At 31.0% G+C, this 19,853-nt stretch carries 18 protein-coding genes; 12 read left to right on the top strand and 6 right to left on the bottom strand.

Going from position 1 to position 19,853, the window contains the following annotated elements; all coding sequences use genetic code 11:
* Positions 1-162 precede the first annotated feature (162 nt).
* The 9 genes from HN587_04780 to HN587_04740 all read left to right on the top strand — a co-directional run bounded on the left by HN587_04780 (position 163) and on the right by HN587_04740 (position 10,550).
* The gene (locus tag HN587_04780) at positions 163-585 is read left to right on the top strand and encodes a four helix bundle protein (GenBank protein MBT7903159.1); all 423 of its coding nucleotides are present in this window, start codon (positions 163-165) and stop codon (positions 583-585) included.
* A gap of 69 nt (positions 586-654) precedes the next feature.
* Complete coding sequence (locus tag HN587_04775; protein ID MBT7903158.1) at positions 655-951, top strand: hypothetical protein; 297 nt, start codon at positions 655-657, stop codon at positions 949-951.
* 34 nt (positions 952-985) lie between these two features.
* Entirely contained in the window at positions 986-2,320 is a 1,335-nt protein-coding gene (locus tag HN587_04770; protein ID MBT7903157.1) for a hypothetical protein, read from the top strand.
* Positions 2,321-2,355: 35 nt separating this feature from the next.
* Complete coding sequence (locus tag HN587_04765) at positions 2,356-2,781, top strand: hypothetical protein (protein MBT7903156.1); 426 nt, start codon at positions 2,356-2,358, stop codon at positions 2,779-2,781.
* A 35-nt stretch (positions 2,782-2,816) separates the two neighbouring features.
* Positions 2,817-4,451, top strand: coding sequence for a hypothetical protein (locus HN587_04760; protein ID MBT7903155.1), 1,635 nt, complete (start codon positions 2,817-2,819; stop codon positions 4,449-4,451).
* A 1-nt stretch (position 4,452) separates the two neighbouring features.
* The gene (locus tag HN587_04755; protein ID MBT7903154.1) at positions 4,453-6,414 is read left to right on the top strand and encodes a hypothetical protein; all 1,962 of its coding nucleotides are present in this window, start codon (positions 4,453-4,455) and stop codon (positions 6,412-6,414) included.
* A gap of 8 nt (positions 6,415-6,422) precedes the next feature.
* Complete coding sequence (locus HN587_04750; GenBank protein ID MBT7903153.1) at positions 6,423-7,529, top strand: Mov34/MPN/PAD-1 family protein; 1,107 nt, start codon at positions 6,423-6,425, stop codon at positions 7,527-7,529.
* A 1-nt stretch (position 7,530) separates the two neighbouring features.
* Positions 7,531-8,886, top strand: coding sequence for a transglutaminase domain-containing protein (locus HN587_04745; protein MBT7903152.1), 1,356 nt, complete (start codon positions 7,531-7,533; stop codon positions 8,884-8,886).
* A complete protein-coding gene (locus tag HN587_04740) occupies positions 8,880-10,550 on the top strand; it encodes a hypothetical protein (protein ID MBT7903151.1) in 1,671 nt (556 codons plus the stop codon). The genes HN587_04745 and HN587_04740 overlap by 7 nt, the downstream gene beginning before the upstream one ends.
* Before the next feature lie 122 nt (positions 10,551-10,672).
* Here HN587_04740 and HN587_04735 read toward each other — a convergent pair whose 3' ends face one another.
* Positions 10,673-13,153 carry a hypothetical protein gene (locus HN587_04735; protein ID MBT7903150.1) on the bottom strand — a complete coding sequence of 827 codons (2,481 nt, stop codon included), beginning with the start codon at positions 13,151-13,153 and terminating at the stop codon, positions 10,673-10,675.
* Between the two features lie 604 nt (positions 13,154-13,757).
* Between HN587_04735 and HN587_04730 the strand changes: the two genes are divergently transcribed.
* Entirely contained in the window at positions 13,758-13,985 is a 228-nt protein-coding gene (locus HN587_04730) for a small nuclear ribonucleoprotein (protein MBT7903149.1), read from the top strand.
* Positions 13,986-14,048: 63 nt separating this feature from the next.
* Positions 14,049-14,216: a 50S ribosomal protein L37e gene (locus HN587_04725; protein MBT7903148.1), complete on the top strand. Its 168-nt coding sequence runs from the start codon at positions 14,049-14,051 to the stop codon at positions 14,214-14,216.
* Positions 14,217-14,330: 114 nt separating this feature from the next.
* Here the strand turns inward: HN587_04725 and HN587_04720 are convergent, their stop codons facing one another.
* The 5 genes from HN587_04720 to HN587_04700 all read right to left on the bottom strand — a co-directional run bounded on the left by HN587_04720 (position 14,331) and on the right by HN587_04700 (position 18,978).
* A complete protein-coding gene (locus HN587_04720; GenBank protein MBT7903147.1) occupies positions 14,331-15,476 on the bottom strand; it encodes a glycosyltransferase in 1,146 nt (381 codons plus the stop codon).
* A 141-nt stretch (positions 15,477-15,617) separates the two neighbouring features.
* A complete protein-coding gene (locus HN587_04715; protein ID MBT7903146.1) occupies positions 15,618-15,998 on the bottom strand; it encodes a 30S ribosomal protein S8e in 381 nt (126 codons plus the stop codon).
* 519 nt (positions 15,999-16,517) lie between these two features.
* Positions 16,518-17,045: a hypothetical protein gene (locus tag HN587_04710; GenBank protein ID MBT7903145.1), complete on the bottom strand. Its 528-nt coding sequence runs from the start codon at positions 17,043-17,045 to the stop codon at positions 16,518-16,520.
* Positions 17,046-17,195: 150 nt separating this feature from the next.
* Positions 17,196-17,945 (bottom strand): hypothetical protein, encoded by a 750-nt coding sequence (locus tag HN587_04705; GenBank protein ID MBT7903144.1) that lies wholly within the window; start codon positions 17,943-17,945, stop codon positions 17,196-17,198.
* A 148-nt stretch (positions 17,946-18,093) separates the two neighbouring features.
* Positions 18,094-18,978: an endonuclease III domain-containing protein gene (locus HN587_04700; protein ID MBT7903143.1), complete on the bottom strand. Its 885-nt coding sequence runs from the start codon at positions 18,976-18,978 to the stop codon at positions 18,094-18,096.
* 138 nt (positions 18,979-19,116) lie between these two features.
* Here HN587_04700 and HN587_04695 point away from each other — a divergent pair, with 138 nt between their 5' ends.
* A complete protein-coding gene (locus HN587_04695; protein ID MBT7903142.1) occupies positions 19,117-19,692 on the top strand; it encodes a hypothetical protein in 576 nt (191 codons plus the stop codon).
* The last annotated feature ends 161 nt before the right edge of the window (positions 19,693-19,853 follow it).

The raw sequence follows: 19,853 nt of genomic DNA, 5'->3' as shown, positions 1-19,853 counted from the left end.
GAGCTTCGGCGAGTTATTTAGCATGCAGTTACCAATAGTTCTGTTTTTTGTCTTTCCTTTGTATGGTTTTCTTTTTTTTTTTTCTTTTTTTCCGATTTATTTGTTATTTTTTCTGGATTTTTCCATTAAAAGTTTATTAATGAGTTTTAACTATCTAGGTTTATGGCTCGGGAATTTAAGAAATTAAAAGTATTCAATGAATCATATGAGTTAGTTTTAGAAATCTATAAGCTAATGAATAAACTTCCTTCTTGCGAAGAGCGAAATATTATTGATCAAGCTAGGCGTGCCTCCACATCAATTGTGTTAAATATTGCAGAAGGTGCGAATAGTAATTCAACTAAAGTTTTTTTTAATCATTTGGGGTATTCTTATGCTTCTGCAAAAGAGCTTGAAGTTCTAGTTAAATTGTGTGTTGATCTTGATTATGCTTCAGCAGTTGAAGTTTCATATATATTGGGTAAGTTAGATACTATTATGGGTATGTTATATAATCTGAAACAGCGGGTTGAACAAGAGATTATGTTCGATAAAAAAACTGCTATTTTTAATGTGAAAAAGAAAAATATTATGTTTGCTAATTAATTTTGGCGAGAATATTATTTTAGTTATATGTTTTTTATTTTTATTTTTTAGTTTTGATTAGGTGATTGCATGGGTTTAGTTAAGAAAGTAGCGTTAGCTCTTTTTATTGGGGGGGCAAGTTGTGGATATTTTTTGGGTTATTACATTAATACTGATAGGCAATATAAGATTAAACGGGAGTATTCTGTTGCATATCTTATTGACAAAAAGCATAATTCGCAAGTTGAAATTGATTCTTTTTTGTTTTTAAATTCTGAACCTAGTTCAGGTAATGAATTGGGTGATAAACTTTTTCGCAGAGGGTTAAATAAGATTAAACATGAAGTCGGAGATTCAATTGATTCTTTGTTAAAGTTTGAAGAATAGTTTTTAGAGTTTTTGTTATTGCAGTTTTTTTGAGGTGGTTGTTATTTCAAAGTATGATTCAAGTTCAGAGTTAAAAAAACTTTTAAAATCTTGTAGGTCTGGAGCGAATTGTAGTTCCAGTTACTCCTCAAAGTCAGATGATTACGGTAAAATACAAAAAAGGACTGGTTGTTCTGATTTTTTTGATTTAGCTTCAAATGCAGGGCATTATTCTGTTCTTAGCCTGCCTGAGCAGGAGGTTTGCAAAGATAAGTCATTAGTTCCATTTGCTAGAGTTAATCTTGATTCAGAGTTTATTTATGAACCTGGTTGCACGTTTAGATCTGGAGGAAATACTTTTTTTTTAAATCAAGCAGGTGCGGAATCATCTCTGGAGGGAATTTTAAATTATGTTGCATATTCTCCATTTCCGACTGAGCCTTATTTTTCATTTAGGGATATTGGTGTTGCCACGGAAGAAGTAACATTTACTCAAAAATTAGTTAAAAATAAAATTAGGCGAGAGACTTCTTCTAATTTTAAAAAAAGCACGTGGTATAAGTTTATTGATTTTCTGGATAGTGTTGCTAAAGTCGATTCATTTAATTTACATTTGTTGTTTCAAAAGCAGGTTAATAATTTTGTTGCATTAAATTTTATTTTAGCTAATATTTTATTTCAGTTTAATGCTGAGTTTAATAATTTAGAACGTTATCGTAAAGTTTTGAATTCTGATATTTCAAGTTTTTCTAGTTGTAAAGATGAGAATAAGTCTGATTTAATGAAAAAATTGTTTGTTTATTCTGGTTTGAGTAAAAAATTAAAGCAACATTCAAGTGTTAATAGTGGTAGCTCCGATGTTTTATGTATTGAAGATGCACTTATAGAATCTCAGGATGAATTACGTCGGGATTTTTTGAATTTTTCTTCCAGTAATAATTCATTTGATGGGAAAATCATAGAAAAAGATTTTATTTTAAAATATAAATCACTTATGTGGAAAACTATTTCAGTTGTTCAGGAATTATTATATTTGGGTGTTGATCTTGAGAATTCGGTTAGGCGAAGTAAGTCCATGTATTCTTTAATTGTTGTATCTCCAGATTATTTGGGGGGTTTTCAAGCACTTTCTGAAAATGTTTTTGCTACTGAGACTGCAATCAATAATTTGACTCAGTCATTTACTCAAAAGTTAAAGAATCTTAAATTGTTTGGTTTGGATCGTAAGGTGACTAATTTTTTTTTGAATAATGGTGATTCAAATACTGCTCATGTTTTGCATACTTTATCATCTAGAGATCAATTTGATGATGTTCGTGCAAATCGTGTTGTTTCTAAGTTTGATTTTGATTCTGAATTGGCAGAGTTTGAATCTAAATTGAGTGGATAATGTGATTTGTTAATATTTTTTTGTGAGGTGAAATTATGTCTAATGAATTTGTGGGTATTTTGACTACTAAGTCAATGTTAGAAACTAGTGTTGGTGAAGATAAACAGGCAATTACAAGAATTATTCCTGCGTCGCATGTGGCTATGTTAAAAGAGTCCAATTTTATGAAGTTTGTGCGGTATGTGGTTGATGATTCAGATTATGTTTTCGACGCTGACGAAGTTGATGTGCGTAATGAAATTTTGGGGTATTTGAATGAATTGGATTCAAAAAATAAGGGTAAATTGAGAGTGTGGGCTTATGATGGGGAGTCTGAAATTTCTAATATTTCTGATTCTCAATCTAATGTTCTGAGTTTGGATGATTCAGTTTTACCATATATTCGAACTAGGGAAGTTGAAGGTACTGCTTTTGATTGTTTAGATATTGTTGTTAAATATTGGTCCAAGGTAGGAGTTTAATTTTGAAAAACCGTATTTTTAATTGAGGTAGTAATGTGGTCGAAAAATATTTGTCTTATTTGTTTGATGAAAAAAATGGACTTTTTAGTTTTTTAGAGTCTTTTTTTTCTGATTTTTATGGTTATTTTTTTAATGGTAAGTTAATAAATTTTTCAAGAATTAATTTTTCTAATAATAAATTAAATGATTTAGGATATTCGAATATTTTTGCCATTGAGCTGGAGAGTAGAGGTGAAGACGCGAGCGGAGGTGAAGAAGAGAGTGAATTTATTTGTTTGGATGATTATGTTTTAAATTTTTTTCCCAAAGATTTTTTTAAATTAGTAAATATTGCTCTGTGCGATGTAAAACAAATTAATTTTTCTGAGTCTTTTGATTCAACTTGCATTTTGGGTGGCAATTATTTTTTATCTAAGTTTGTTTTGGAAAAAATTGTGCCTTTTGTTGATTTTAGTTTTAGAGCTCCACAAACTTTTAGTTTGGGGGGTAATTCTTATTTTTCTGAGTCTTTTAAATCACCTCAATTTTCTTTTAATGATGATCTGAGTTACGTTTCAGATGAATCAAAGTTAACAAATAAAAATTTACTGGAGACTGAAGATAATATTTCTCAGTTGGTGGTGGAAGAATTTAGAAAAACTAATTGTTTTTTATTTGATTTTCAGTTATTCTGTGTTGGGGGAGCATTTTATGAGGTTATTTTCGAACAAAAAGCTAATAATTGTTTAGTTAAAAAACCAAGTTTTAATTCTGAAACTGCGCCAGATTCAAATTGGAAGATTAACAAGTTGTTAAGTAAATTAACTGTTGCAAAGTCCAACTCAGGAGGTATTAGTTGTCAAAAGTCAGTTTATGATGTTTTTGGATCTGAAGGGATTAAATTAAATTTCAACGGATATAATTTTATTCAGTCTAATTTTATTCAGTCTAAGTTTATTTGTTCTAATTTATCATCAAGAGATCTGGCTAAGAAATATATTGGGAATTTATATTTTCGAATTAGAGATGTTGTTAGATTGGGCGTCGTGATAAATTTGATAAAACAACGCAAGGAGGATCACATTTTTAAATTAATTGACAAAAATTTTTTTTACGAGTCATCAAAAAATATTGGATTTGAAATTGTGGGTGGTGATTTTTATGTATTCACATTAGTTGATTCTTTTTGTTTATATGAAAAGAAGAAAAAGAATTTTTTTCAATTTCCTGAAGTGAAGATTGGGATTAAACTTTATTTGGATAATTTGATTGGGGGTGAGCTAGATTTGTCTTCGAATAAAACAAATTTGGATTTTATTAAATTTGATGATGCGTGTGTGATGATAAATTATGCGCATCCCTCTATTAAAAACTTGGGAAAAAAATTTGAAACTATTTGTGTTTCGGGAGTTCCTCGTCATCAGTTGGAGTTAATTCAAGATTTTAGTTCTAGAATTAAAATTTATTTGAGTAGAATCAGATCTCATTTTGTTGAAGGATATGACAGTGGGGGAAGTGCTTGGCATAATTTATATTCTCCTAATTTGGATGAAAAACTTGCGTGTTTACAAGTTGCACCAGATAAAGTCGAGTTTGAAAATATTACTAACAAAGAGCATTTGTCTGCGGGAGAGATAGGTTATTTGAAACAGTTATTAGTTGATTCTAAAACTAAGAGAGGGGAAGTTTAGGATGTCATCAAATCAAAAATTAATAAATTTGGTTGAAAAAATTAATGGAGCTTCTTCAATTAACCATTGTGCTGATGAATCTTTAAGAAGTCGGTTTGATCAAGAGACTATTAATTCTAAGCATGTTGCAATTGTAGGATCAGGAACCATTTCTAATTTTGTTATTTCTTATTTGTGTGGTTTAGGAATTGGCAAATTATCTTTATTCGAACCAGAAATTAATGTGGTTGAGGGGAGTTCCGCTCAGGGGGCTAATAGATTTCAAACTATGTCTTCGGAATTCCTGTTAAACTTAGGCAGGTATTTGAATGATGAGTTGAGGCGTAAAAAAATAAAAAATTATTTTAGTTGCAAGTCTCAAAAACTTGAAGTAGATAAAAAATTTGAAGATAAAGTCAAGGTTAAATTTGATGTTAAATCAGGTATCAAATCGGAAGTTAAAACAAAGTTGGATTTATTAAATTTAATGATTAAAAAAATTAATCCGAAAATTACAGTAACTACATTTGAACAGGGAATTTCTTTTCCTTTTTTAGATTTGTTAAGTCCTGATGTATTAATTGATGTTACAAATGATCCTTGCTCTAAATATTCTTGTATGTCTGCTTGTGAAACTTATTTTCAAAAATTTGGTGTAAGAATTCCTTTAATTTCAGCGTCGAGTTCCACGTTTAAATCTGTGATTGGTAAATTTGCGGAAGGGGTAAATCTGAGTGGGGGTGCATCTGAAATGACTGCTGAATTTAATACTCAATTCAATCTGGAAAATATTTTATTTGAAGAATTCGAATCTTGTTTTCAAGGAGATTTCACCAGTGGTTTAATTGGTACATTAGTTGTTGATGAAATTCGTAAAGAGATTTGTTTGTTGGAGGCAGATAAAAAATTATGTGCTCCTATTATTTTTGATTTTATGTCTGGAGGATTTATGCATTCATTTTTCCAATATGATCAAATGTTGAGTGCTAGATCAAAGAATGCAAAAATTAATTTTAAGTTAGAAGAAAAATTTAATAAAAAAGTCAAGTCAAATCCATATAAAAAAAAGTCCAAATTTTTCAATAAAAAAGTTAATTTAGATTTATTCAAATTTTACCAAAATCCTGACAAATTTATTCGTTCTTTTTTATCATCTAAAAATATTTTGGTCGTTGGTTTAGGGGGTATTGGGACATATGTTGCATTAAATTCTGTTTTGGCAGGTTTTGGAAAAAACCAAGGGGTAATTGATCTTTGTGATGGGGATATTATTGAGCAGCATAATCTTAATCGTCAAATTTTTTATTTTGGTAAAATTGGATCAAATAAATCACTAGTTTTATCTGAGCGACTCAAACAATTAAGTTCAACTAATTCAATGGGTATTTGGTGCGCAGAAGAGGAGGTATTTGGGCGAGCAGATTATATTCGTGCACATCCTGTTTTTGTTGATGAGGCTTTTTTAGAAACTCAATTAATTGCTGGGCAATATGATTTAATTTTTTCTTGTGTTGATAATTGGAGTTCGCGCAAATTAATGTCTGATTATGCTGTGGAAATGAAAGTTCCTTTAATTAATGGTTCTGTTGGAACTTATTTTTGTGAAGCTGATTTTTTTATTCCTGGTAAATCTTTATGTTTAGATTGTTGTAATGATTATGTTGATTTAGTTAGTTCTGAAGTAGTTAGTTCTGAAGTAAATAGTTTGGCAGGAGGGGAAGAAGTTGCATCTTGCGCAGATCTTGTTGCAAATGTGGTGATGCCAAATGCGTTTGTCGGATCGTTTATGGTTGGTTTGGGAATTAAGATTTTATTAAGTGATTATTTTCCTGAGTCAATTTTTACAGCTCAAATTGGGTCTGTATTGGGTAATAAGTTTGAGTATAATTGTCAAAAAAGTGATGATCATAAATTTTCTTTAGTTGCAGATGATATTCTTTGCTCGAGATATTGTGAGTGTGAGTGTCATAAATTAATTGTTTGAGGTAAAAAATGAGATTAGATGATTTGATTAGCGAGAGCTCTATTTTAAAATCCAAAATTGATGAATTAGTTTGTCCAGTTAAAATTTCTCGACGTGCATTTGAAAAAGTTTGTTTGTATTCTAAATTGGCCTCAGAAATTGTTAATTCACCTATTGAAATTGCAGGTGTTTTAACTGCGCAGAGAGATAGTGTTAATTTGGTTGCAAGTGATGCTTTTTTATTTCCTGAGCAGACAGTTTCAAGTTTTGATGGTCAATTTAGTGAAACATCCATTGCTCAAGCATATAACCTTGCCAGGTTAAATAATCATAAAATTTTAGGTATGTGGCATAGTCATGGGGGACATCCTGCATTTCATTCTGAACATGATGATGAACAATTAGATGTACTTTATTACCATAACCAAAATGTTTTAAAAAATAGTTTATTAGTTGGAGTTGAGGACGTTTGTTGCTTAACTGATTTAAATAATTCATTTGATGAGTTTAACAATTCAAATTCTAACTTATTTTTTAATGCATCCGAGTTGTCTGATAAAAATTTAACTAGTCAACATAACTCAACCCAGATTATTTTATTTAATGCGTCAAAGCTAAATTCTCAATCAAGTTGGTCATCAGATTATTTTATTGAGCTGGGGTTTAAATCTGGAACTAATAGGCAAAATAAACTTACTAAAAAATTTCAAAAATTATTCTTAGAATTATTTGTCGAATCTAATGTAAAAAAATTTCAACATATTCCATTTGCAGTTAGTTTGGTTGTTAATGAAAATACTTATGCTAAAACATTTTTAAGTGGATTTAATCCTTGCATTGGATCTGATTATTATTGTGAATTGAGGGTGCAGCAAGATTTTAAGAATTTATTTCCACGTTCGATTAAAAATGTTACTTTAGAATTGGTGGATTATGATGTATCAGGTCCAATCAACTCAAAAAATGCAAATGAATTTCCTTGCGCAGATAATTATTTTTCTAATTATGATTTAAATTTAATTTTGGATGAAATTTGTTCTAACGTTGTTTATGGGGGAAAAATTTTAGGAAATTATTTGCGACCGGGATTTTTGCAAGAGCAAAGATCTAATTCTATTATTTGTAGAGGTGATTAGTTTGAGTTTTAAAGATAAAAATGCTGCCAAGAATAACAAAAAAAATAAATCTAGTTTATCGGGTGTTGATCTTAAATTAAAGATTAAAAAAGAGAGGGGATTATTATGTGGGGGGAATTTATGTTCTATTTTAGATACTTCTTCGCAGGAGGATTACGTTGTAAAAAATGATAGTTCATTTCCTATTCAGCCAGTTTCATTAAAAACAATATCGGATATTTTAATTTCTAGTTCTGTGGATGATAGTGCGTGTGAAGTAATTGAGTCTAATAAATTAAAACTTGGCGTGGCAAGGTCATCGATTGATGTTTCAGATGAGATCCCTTCAATAAATATGTTGCTGCCGGATCGTCCTGATTTATTCCAAGATCAATTAATGGGGGTGGGTATTTCATCCTCTTCTACAAATTCAACTAATTCAAATCTGAATAAAACTAATTCTTCAAAAAGTTACAAAAGTTTTTTTACTTATTTGAGTGTGGGGATTCTTTCTTTAGTTTTATTAGGTGGTGTGTATTGGAAGTTTCAGTCGCTTGAAAAAAAATTATCTGCAGCAGAACAACAAATTGAGTCAAACTCAAGTAGAATTGGTGAAAACTATGATGTTGATTTTAAATTATTTATGTTCACTAAAGAAAAATTAGATTCATTAGAACAAAAAGTCGATGGGTTCGATTATGGGGGTGAAGGAGTTAGTCGAGAATTAAGTTATGAACCCAAATTAATTGTGCCTTTATCTAATAAATCTAAACAATCAGAACAATATAAAAAATCTAAAAAATCTAAAAAAATTAAGAAAAGTAAAAAGCGTGAACAAAGTAAAAAAATTAAAAGACCCAAAAAAGTTGGTTTGATTAAGTTTGAAAAGAAAAAAGTATTGTCTCAAGTATTTCCTTTCTGGCAAGATAATCCCTTTGTGTTAACAAAAGATATGTATTCTGAAGTTGAAAAATATGTGCAGTTTAGTGATTATCATAAGTCAAAAGCAGTGTTTGATTGGATGAAACTAAATATAGTTTATGGTGACTCTGATAGGGGAAAAGTAGGATATAGAACTGCAGAAGAAGTGTTTAATTCTGGTCAAGGTGTTTGTGGTGAGCAAGCAATTCTATACATTACGTTGTGTCGGTCATTAGGAATTAAGTCTAAATATGTTAGTGTTAAAAGTAAAATCGAAGATATGTATACTCATGCAATTGCGCAAGTAGAAATCAAGTCTGAATTGGGTATTGGCAAAAAAAAGATTTATGTTGATTTAAGCAAGAATCAATTTGATGCGTATTATGAACATATGAAGCCAAAATTTGATTTTTCTTTTGTTGATACGTTTACTCTTTGGAGGAAGGGGGCATGTTAACAAAACAATTAATTAAACAAGCATCCAAATCAAACCAAGCTAAATCAGATCAAACTAACTCAATTCAATTCCCGCACTATGGATCAAATCAAGCTAAATTGGCTAACTCTTCGGTTGACACTGCAGTAGATAAAGAATATATTTATGTGCGGTTTAATGAGTTATTTAGATCTTCTCTAGTATCAAAACCAGGTTTAACTTTAGAAGAAAATTTAGTTTCATTTTTTTTATTAAATCATTTTAGTTATTCTGAATGTAAAAACTTGTCAAACTCTGCTAGAGGATTAACTGATCTTATTTGTACAGATCATTTAATTGATTTAACGGGTAAAGGGGATGAAATTAGTCGGTTAGTAAAATATATTTTATCAAATGATCAGTTGAATGGGGAATCACAACATTCAAAACAATCGCCATATTTACTCTATTCGAATAGTTCTCATCCGCATACTAGTCTTTTTGAGTCATTGATTAGTTTAACATTTGAAAATATCACCTCTATTAAATGTAATTTAACGAATATTTCAGATCAATTAAATAGTGAAAATAAGTATGATAAATATGCAAAATACGCGCATAATCAATCTGCGTTTTTTCTTGCTGATTGGTACTTGTCTGAATTGAATGACTCTAACTTGATTTATTGGATGGATGACTGCAATTCTATTTATGATTTGAAATCATTATTATTTGTAGATAGGTTGCTTGATCAGTTAAGTTTGCAAGGCGTAGAGCTTAATTACGAATTCTCGGATAAAGACGCAGGGTATGATGTTAAGTCTTGTTCTGATCTATTAAGTTCTTTACTAGAATCTATTCAAACTAGGGTTAATTTATTTGCAAATGCAACTGATTATAAGTCTAATTACAAGTCTGATCATTCTGCAAAATCTGGAGTTGCTACTTTAGACAAAAATGGGTTAAATGATTCTTTTGGACGAAAGAAAAATAGGCCAAAAAATTTAGCATCTAAAAAAACATTAAAAAAATTAGATATTAAATCTAGAAGTGATGATCGAGGTGCGATAAACGATACTGATTTAGAAATATTTTTAACAGATTCGCCTACAGATCCATTTTTTGATATTTCTTCATTGCCTGATTCTTATTTTTACGAAACAAATCCTGACTGTTCAAAAAAGGTGATAAGTAAATTAGGCCAATCAAGATTGTTTAGAGATATTAAACAATTAAAACATAGTCCATCAAAAGCAGCATTAGTTGGAGTCACTTTATTTGGTTTAATGTTTGGAGGTTATTCAATTATTGATCATGAAATTAATGGGGCTAAAAATCCATCTCAATTAACTAACTCTGTTGCGGATGGAACTAATATTCAAAGCAAGAATGCACCTACTTCTGCATTGAATAATAATTTTTGTTATATTAGTATTCCTAACAAGTTATCTAATTCTGAAGCGGTTGGTTGGGTTGATTCTAAAACTAATCATTTGTCTAGTGCGGATATTTTTTATTGGATGTTTAGTCAGAATTACAAAAGTAATTGGAGAGTTTTATTGCCAAGTTATGTTTGGAAACCTTCAGTTAAATCAAATCCTAATTTTGTTTGTGGTCGTATGGATAATCATTCATCTAAACATTTGTATTCTAATTTTTACCAAGTAAAAAAGCGATTTGAAAAAAGAAAGACTAGTTCGAAATAAATTGTAACTTTAGTATTAGTTTAGCTTACGCTAAGAAGTATTTTTTATTTTGATCATTTTAAAAAAGAAAGAAAAAAAAGGAAAAAATTTTAGTTTTTTAAAACTAACTTAAGTTTGCAGGCTTATTGGCTTGTAACTGGTGTAACAGTAACATCTGTTAAACTTGTTCCAGTTACTTTAACTTCTGAACCTACTAACTGACCAGCTGCTTGATATTCTTCGTAGTTAGCTAGAACTCTTGTAGCTCTGGTTGTATCTTCAGCTTCCCATCCAGCAACAACAATTGCAACACTGTCGCCACTTTCGTATAGCTTAACGATAGCTTCTCCTTCACTTAGTCCACTAGCTTCTCCACATGCTGGATATGTTAGTCCCATAATTGCTGCAGTTACTTCATTAATACAACTTCCACCAACTGATACAATATTTGCACTTGTTACGTCAGGAACTTGGCTTGCTAATACAGCTGCACCAACTTCAATTTTAACAGGTACTTCGTATGTTACGTCTCCGCCAGCGCTAGTCATTGAAGATTCAACAGCTCCGCTTGTTACGAATACTTGTGCATATTGTTGTTCACTAGGCCATGAAATTTCTAACTCATCAGGTGCATTGTCTTTAGTCATGTAACTAATTAATGCTCCGTATGGCGTAAATCCTGTTCGTAAGTCATCATTTTCTTCATGGTCTTGTAATGCAGTTGCTGTTTCATCATAGTCTAATGATAATTCATCAGTTCCTGTAACGTGTGGTCCAATTTTAAAAATAATGTCTTTGTTTGTTGATTCAACCATGTCTGAGTTAACTTCTTCGACTACCACGTTTAAAAATCTGCTAGTATTTAAGTTGTCAAATGTTCCTTCTGCTACAGAGTCATTTAATCTTAACTGGTTAAATGAAAGTTTAGCTCCATATTTAGATAAAATAACTTGAGATGTCGTATCTGATTGACTCGCACTCTTTAAACTAACATTAATATCGTTTATTAAACAACCCGCTGCGCTAGATTCATTAAATGCATAACTAACTCCTCCAACTCTTAGAGTTGCATCGCAAGTAGTTTTAGCTAAACTTCGTTCAATGGTTTCTCCAGTAGCTAAGTTTTTAAACTTAAGAACTCCGTTATCAGTTCCAGTTGTTTTATCAGATCCTTTATATTGTAAGACAAATGATTCATCTCCTTGATCTGCTGCACCACCAGTTGTTAAAACAAAGTAATCGTCTTCTTGGAGAGGTTCAGTTTTATCCAAAATCAAATATTTTCTTTTTGAACTGGATGCTTTATCTCCTAGATTCATTACGTCTGCTGCGCCAGAATATGCTAATGGAATTGTTACTTCACCATCTGCAACTTCTAATTTTAGTTTATACTCGTCATCTCCTGATGCTACTAGTTTAATCATTTCTGTATCTTCTGCAGTTAGACCTTCATAAGCAATATCCCAGTTCATTAAACCTTCTGGTTCATCTAAGAATTCAGATAGTTTTCCGCCTGCAGGAATATAGTATGTGTCATCTGCGTTGTAGTCTATTGTGAATCCGTCCCATGTTGCGGCAGTAAAATCTCCGTCAAAAGTTACTAATGTTTCTTCAATTTTTTCTTCGTTGATTTCTATTGTAGTTCCGTTTTCTAAAACTAGTTTGTCAGCTCCGATGTAAAATTCTACAATGTCTCCGCCAGCAGTTTCTCCTGCTTCATTAGGTAAGATTTCTCTAATTCCCATTTGAGTTCCATCGCTTAATAATTCAATATCTCCTGGAGTCATAGCATCTGTAGTTTCTCCATTAACTTTGAATTTAACACTTGTTGAAGTATCTGATATGATTAATGCAGTTACTTCAAATTCCTTTCCGCCAAGAGTATATGTTTTTGTTTCGCCTTCTTCTAAAACATCTTGTACTGCTCCTGCCATTAAGGTAAATGTTGGTTCTCCGCTGCTTACTGCAGTATCTACGATAGTATATTCTTTGCCTAACATTGTTATTTTTTTGTTATGGAAATCTTCCATTTCATTTTCAACAACATCTGATTCTGCAGAAGATGTAAAGTCAAAAGAATATCTTGCATATGGATCGTCTGAATCATCTAATAATAAAAAATCTCCAGTTACATCATCTTCATCTACTGTGTATGATACACTTGGTGCAGTTGCAGGATAGAATGTTAATGTTTGTTCATATCCGAATGTTCCTTTGCTGTTTTTAAATGTTCCATCTTCTAATGCGTTTAGGTCTGTTTCATCTAAAACTGATTGGATTGCGGTTAAGTTTTCTCCTAATTCCCATAATTTAGAACTAGTTTTAGCTTCCCATGCATCTCCTTCTAATGCTACTGCGCTTCCAGCTGTTCCTGTTGAAACAGATTTAGTTACAGTTGCACTGTATTGAAGTTCCATTGCGATGTCTGTTACACCAATAATATCTGCAGGTGCTGCGTCATCTCCTACTACCATAAGACCGTTCCAAGCGCCGTCCATTACAAATGGCTGTGGATAATCTGCTAATGTGTAGGGTGTAGCCATAGCTCCTAATAGTGTTGCTCCCATCATGGTAATTCCCACTCCTAGAGCTACGATTTTTTTAACTGTTTTTTTAACTTTCATCAAAACACCTCCGTGTTTTGTAACGTGTTTTTAGTTATTTTTGTGGTTTGTTTGATTTTAAGAAGTGTTCACCTCTTTACTTCTTAAAAAAGAGTCATAGTTGCGCCTCTGTTAGTCTCTGCGGGCAATGTCTGTGTCGTTTTTAGTCAAGTCTAATTATCGTCGAAAAGACAGATTATCGTTTATAAGCTTTTCGCAACACCGTCTTAAGAATTAATTTGATTAGTCTCAATTTGACTTCTTTTGTAAAAATTTGCCATTTTTGGCCTGTCGTCATTGCATAATAAAAAAAACTTTTTTTGACCGTTATTTATAAATGAACATTAATTTCCGATGCTTCCTTTTAAATGCATTGCCGGTTAGCTAATATAGTATATTACTATAAGCTCGGAAATATTTATAATCTTTTTGCAAATATTTTTAGTAAAATTTGGGTATTTTGGGTGATTATGGTGAAAATTAAGGAGTGTTATGTTGGGTTTATTACTTATTGTTTAGTTGATTGTTTAGGTGATTTTTACAAATACATAACATTTAAATACCTCTACCTTTTTTTCCAAATTTAAATTAACCGATTTTAATTATATTTTGAGGTGCTTAAATTATGGATAATACATCAAGACCGTTAGACGCTCTTAATGCAGCTCGTGGAAAACGAGTTGTTCTTGAATTAAAGAATGGTAAACAGTTCATTGGACTTTTAAAAGCTTTTGATATTCATATCAATGTTGTGCTTGATGAAGGCGAAGAACACGTAGATGGAGCACTTAAGCGTAAATTAGGCACTACATTTATTAGAGGAGATACGATTATATTTATCTCTCCTGCATAAAATTTATCATAAATTTTTTATTTTCATTATCAATTTGTTATTAAATTAATTTTCAGGTGAATTATTATGAGTAAAGGAACTCCTAGCATGGGTAAGAAGAGTGGTAAGAAAACTCACATTTATTGTCGTAGATGTGGTCAGCACACTTATCACAAGAGTAAAAAAGTTTGTTCTAGTTGTGGCTACGGCGCATCTGCAAAAACTCGATCTTACAGTTGGCAGAAAAAGTAAGATTTATTAATTTTTTTTCTAAATTTATTATGTTGGTGTACTTTTAGGTTCTAGAATGTTTGATTTTAACAGATCACTTTGTTTAAATTGTGTGTTTTTCTTTTTAAATTGTATTCAATTATTCTTATTTATTTTATTTTTTGTTCCTTCGAGTAAGTTTTTAACTCGAGTATCGTTAGGATTTAGGTCAAGTGATTTTTGAAAAAATTCTGTTGCGTCTTTAAATTTGCCTAATTGTCCAAATATGCATCCAACATTGGTGTAAACGTGAGGGTTGTTTGGATTTAATTTTGCTGCATGTTCAAAAAATTTGAGTGCTAAAATTGGTTTGTTTGTTTTAGTTAAAGCGACGGCAAGATTGTGAACTAGGTGAAAATTGTTTTTTTCTATGCTTAATGCTTTTTTATATATGGTTATTGCAGCTTCCAATTTATTTTGTTTTTCAAGAACTGTTGCGAGTTGTAAATATGATAGTAGATAGTGGGGATTTAATTCTAAACTTTGTTTAAAGAATTTTTCAGAATCGGTTGGTGAATTTCGATAATTTGCTGAGATCACGCCCATATCAAACCATACTTTAAAATCTTGTTTTCGAGTCTTTACCATCTCTTTGCATATATCAAAATAGTTTAGTTGTTTTTGTTTAACGTATTCTTCTCCACGTTCGTATTGGAAGTGATGTATTGGTATTTCTGTTAATTTTATTTTTCCTTTTTTTTCGAATATTGAATCATCAACACTTTCGTGGACTTTACTTCTAAATACTATCTCTTGTTTGTTTTTGAATAGTCTGGTAATTGGAGTTGGATAAAATCCACTAAATTTTTCCAAACTAACATATTTTTCATCATTTTGTGTCCATCCGACGAGTTTTGAATTGTTAGCATAATTTCTTTGAATTAACATCAGTCCCATTGCAGTGTTTGGTTTATTATATTTTAAAATTAATTCTTTGATTTTGTTGTGGTCTTCTTTTGCAATTATTTCATCGGCATCAAGAATTAGTATCCACTCGCTTGTTGCATAACTTGTGGAAAAATTTCTTGCAGAGCTAAAATCTTGCACCCAGGGAAAATCTAGAATTTTAAGATTTGGAAATTTATTTTTTTTAAAGTCGAGTGCGAGCTCTTTTGTTTTATCTGTGGAACCTGTATCTATAATTATTATTTCATTTACGAGTTCGAGAACTGAGTTTAAGCATTGTTCGATATAGTCTTCTTCGTTTTTCACAATTAAGCATAAACTTATTGTGGGAGTCATATTTGAATAGAATTTTTTCGTATATTTAAATTTTTTTAGTGTTGAATGCAGTACAACTATTTGTTTTAATTTATTAGTTGTAATTAAAAAAAATCGTTAAGAAAAAGTTTGAAATAATTTTAATAAACGTAATGCTTGTGTTTATTCTACTAATACTGCATTTATTGCGCCTTCTTGTCCAGGTCTAGATGTAACTCTTGCTTTTCCAAGTTCTGTATCAATAATTGTGCCTTTAGTCATGATGTTTCGTCTAGTATAATGTCGATTTGCAGGACTTTCAAGTATTGTTTTAATTGTAGTTTTAACTGTTTTGCCTGTTTTTGAGTTTGTCACACTAGCTTCTTCACACTGTAGTAAGCTTCGTTTGGTGTTGTTTCCGAGAGTTCTCTTATCTATGAACTTCTTTTCTCCTAATTTGGTTAAACTTGGAGTTGTTCCTAGCTCAAACTGTCTTTGTTTTCTGTAGCGCTTGTATACTCCGCCACTTGTTTGTTTTTTGCTTCTATGATGTGAAATTCCCATTTTTTATCCTTTTAAAACTGTTTTTAATACTTTTTTTAATTTAGTTTAACCCTTTATAAATTTTAATAATATTGTATTTATTGTGTTTTACTTAATTAAGTAATATTTATTAGTGGATTATGTTAATTTTCATGAATTTCGCTGCATTCCGAATTCTGCAGGCATATTCTAATTTAAGATATAAATATGAGGGGGTAGGGACAATCGTCAAACATCAGTTTTTAGCAAGCATGTAGTTTGCTGGATTTACTTGATGTCTAATTTCGAACCCTAGTAGGCACTAAGCCAATAGGTGTCTTCAATTCATAGAATAATGCGTGTGCTTTACCTATGTAGTCATCTATGAAGTGCCTAAGCCTATCCCGTCAAGTCAATAAACAGTTTCGTTATGGTCAAAAACCATGATTGGATACTATTTATTATTGACCGCTCCGGCACCCCCTCATTTGGAATCTAGTGTGTTTTTTAATGGACATATAAAAAGTTTTTGTTAATTGGTAGTTATGATTGCGTTTTAGTTTAGTTTTTGGGAATTAATAGTTTCATGTTTATTGTGTTGCCACAACCTTCATATGAACATTCGAACGTGGATAAATGGATGGCTTGCGTGCCTTGCCCTAAATTGGTTGCATAATGTTTTTTTGCAGCGCGTGCTTTGTCTATTGCAATTAATTTTTGTTTATCTACTTCGTCGAGAAATTGATTGAAACCAAGTAACATTTTTTTGTGGTCAAATCCTTCTCCTGAGTCACTAATTCTTATTACGTATCCTTGATTGCCTTGATATATTTGGGTTGTGATTGGTAATTTACCTCTCTCTTCTGAATTTTCGTAAGTGAGTATTAGTGCGCGAATTATGTAAAATGGAATTCGTTGTGCTGGATCATCCAAATCAACATCATCTGCTTCAAATTCGATTCCTATTTTCTTTGCAATTTTTCGAGCGTAGGGGGAAACATCTATTTTATCGATTTCTTCTGAGAATATTTGGGTGTGTGAATTTATTTCTAGGAGCATTTGCTCGAGTGTTTGATCAACAAAAGTCATAATTTTGTTTGATTTTGTACTACTTATAAGCTTTTCGCTTTTTAATTACTAGTAAGTTACAACACTTTTCGGTTAGAATTTGAAAAATTTTAAAAAATAAAAAATTTAGTGCTAATTTCGCACTTGTTTTTTAATTAGACTTTTGTCGAATTACTCTACAATTTCTACTTCGGATTCAGTAACTTCTTCTACGAGTTCAGGCATTTCAGGACATTCTACTAGTAGCGCTTCAGTAACTCCTGGTGCTTGAATGCTAATTCTATTTACTCCTTCTACATTGCTGTATGTTGGAGAATCAAATCCGATTTTAGTACATGTAGTTGTCTCAGAAGGTGTTAATTCTTCTTGTGTGCATCCTGGATTTGGATCAACAATTCCTCTAATTTTAAAATATGTGTTGTAATCTTTACTAACTCCTTTTGGACTGATGGTGAATGTTTCAGTTCCGGTGTTAGTCATGTCTAAACTTACATATAAAAGTCCGCTTGCTTCATCATACTGACATTCAACATTGCTAAGTAAGCTAGTATCGTCAGTTGTTGTTACATCAATTGCAAGTTCTTTATCTTTTAAGTCGTCTACGTCTTCAGAACTAATTTGTTCTCCTGTTTCAAATGGAGTTGGTGTTATCTCAATTTGTGGTTCAGGTACAAATTCTGTAGGTGTTGGTTCTGTAGGTTCTGGTAAGTCTTGTGTTTCGAGTGGTTGTAATGGTTCGAATTCAGGTTCTGCTGTTGCAGGGTCTGCCATCATTTTTTGTCGAATGAAGAACAAGATTAGTAATAAGATTACGAATCCAACAACCCATTTGATTGTATTTTTTGTTTTTTCATTAATTTTCTTCTTTTTAGAAGGTTCTTTTTTGTCTGTTTGAGTTTGTTTTTTGGTTTTGCTTGCCATTTTGTTTTGCCTCACCTTTATTTTTAAGCATTATTTTATTTTCATTATTTTTTTTAATAATTGTTTATTATCTGTTATCAATTTGTATTTCATATTTATACTTTTTCCCTCTAAAATTGTCCTTTTATTGGGACAGAAAACTTGTTTTTTAAATACTTTTGGTTTGCTTTTTAAGTGGGCAGTTTTGCCACATTTCCTTTTTTTGATAAAATTTTTTTGCATGTGCGACAATTAGTGCGTGATATTCTTGGTAGATTACAACTAGTTGCTTTGTGTTTTTTTGCTCTTTGTTATTTTTATCTATGCGACTTTTCTTATTGTTATTATTGTTATTATTATTATTTATTAATTCAATATTTTGTTTAATTGTAGTTTCAAATAATTTTTGCATGTGATCGTATTTCATTTCAGTGCTGGTTTCATTAATGAGGCCTAAGTTCAAACATATTCGTTTTGTATATGCGTCTACAACAAATGTTGGCTGATTGAATGCATAAAGTAACATTGAGTCTGCAGTTTCAGGTCCGATTCCTTTTACTGCTAATAGTTCGGATCTGGAGGGTATTTTATTTTGTGAACATATAATTGAATCAAAAAATTTTATGAATTCTCTTATGTATGTCATTTTTTGATTATAATATCCTGCAGGTTTGATTGTATTTTTGATTTCTTCATCAGTTAATTTTGTTATGACCTCAATATTGAGTGCATTCAATTTTTTTAAGTTTTCAAGTGCTTTTTCAACAGAAGTCCAACTAGTATTTTGTGTAAGTATTGCGCCTAAACAAATCTCAAATTTTTGTTGGTTAGTTTTTGGATAAGAATAATCTTTGAGGTGATATCCTTTATTTTTTTTATTTGTGTTTGCGATGTTATTCGCCGAAGTCTGAATGCCTAAATAAATTTTCTCGACCTCCTCTCCAAACTTAGATTCAGTCTCTTCGCTGACGTCTGAAACTGGCCACCATCCTTGAGGGCCATATTCATTAAACAACCAGTTATACATTTGAATTATTTTATTGGTTTGATTCATTTTTTTAAATTTAACTTGTTTGGTTCCACTTAATTTGTTTCTTTTTTAAACTATTTAAAATTTATTTGTCTTTATAGTATTTAGTGGTTATTTTCAATAATCTAAATTATTATAAAATTACGTTCAGTATTTAAATTCATGACAACTCCTTTCGATGTTAAGAGACAATTTTATTTTTGTATTGCGGATGATCAAATCACTCCTGATATTCGTAGGAAAGTTATTGAATTGGCGAGGTATTCACTTCAAACTCACGATTCTCTTGAATATATTGGTAGTTATGCTGATGAAATTATTTCTCGCATTCCAGTTCCTAAATTAGGTAAAACTGATGCAAGTTTAGGTGAAGTAGATCCCACTTTCGCACAGATGTCTCTTGAATTAGTTCTCGAAAGAGAAACTTGGCCGATTTTGGTGGGTGCAAAAGAGGAAGCTAAACAATATGCATTAGAACAAAAAGCAGATGGGCGATTATATGTTACTGACCATGATGCAACTTGGGTTCTTCCGAACAATTATATTTTCGAAGTGGGTTTATTCTATGCAACAATTGATGATCATATTGGTCAGCTTGGAATTCCTGCGAGTCCAGAACTGATGGCAGAGCATATGTTAAGACTTCATTTTAAATTTTGGGCAGATCGTGTTGAAGAAAAAGTTGAAACTAAAGTTGAAACTAAAGTTAGATCTAAATCTGCATATACTGGGTCATGATTGTTTTTTTTTTTTAAATATTGCATTTTAATTTTTTAAAACATAATTTTTAATTTTCTAAAACCTGACATTTTAATTTTCTAAAATACCATATTTTAGTTTTTTTAAACATAACATTTAAATATGATTTTAATCTTTTCTTTATAAATATTAAATAAGTA

The sequence above is a fragment of the Candidatus Woesearchaeota archaeon genome (assembly GCA_018675335.1).
Lineage (GTDB): Archaea > Nanobdellota > Nanobdellia > Woesearchaeales > UBA11576 > JABJCP01.
The sequence above is the reverse complement of the archived record's forward strand: the minus strand, read 5'-3'. Positions and strand labels throughout refer to the sequence as shown.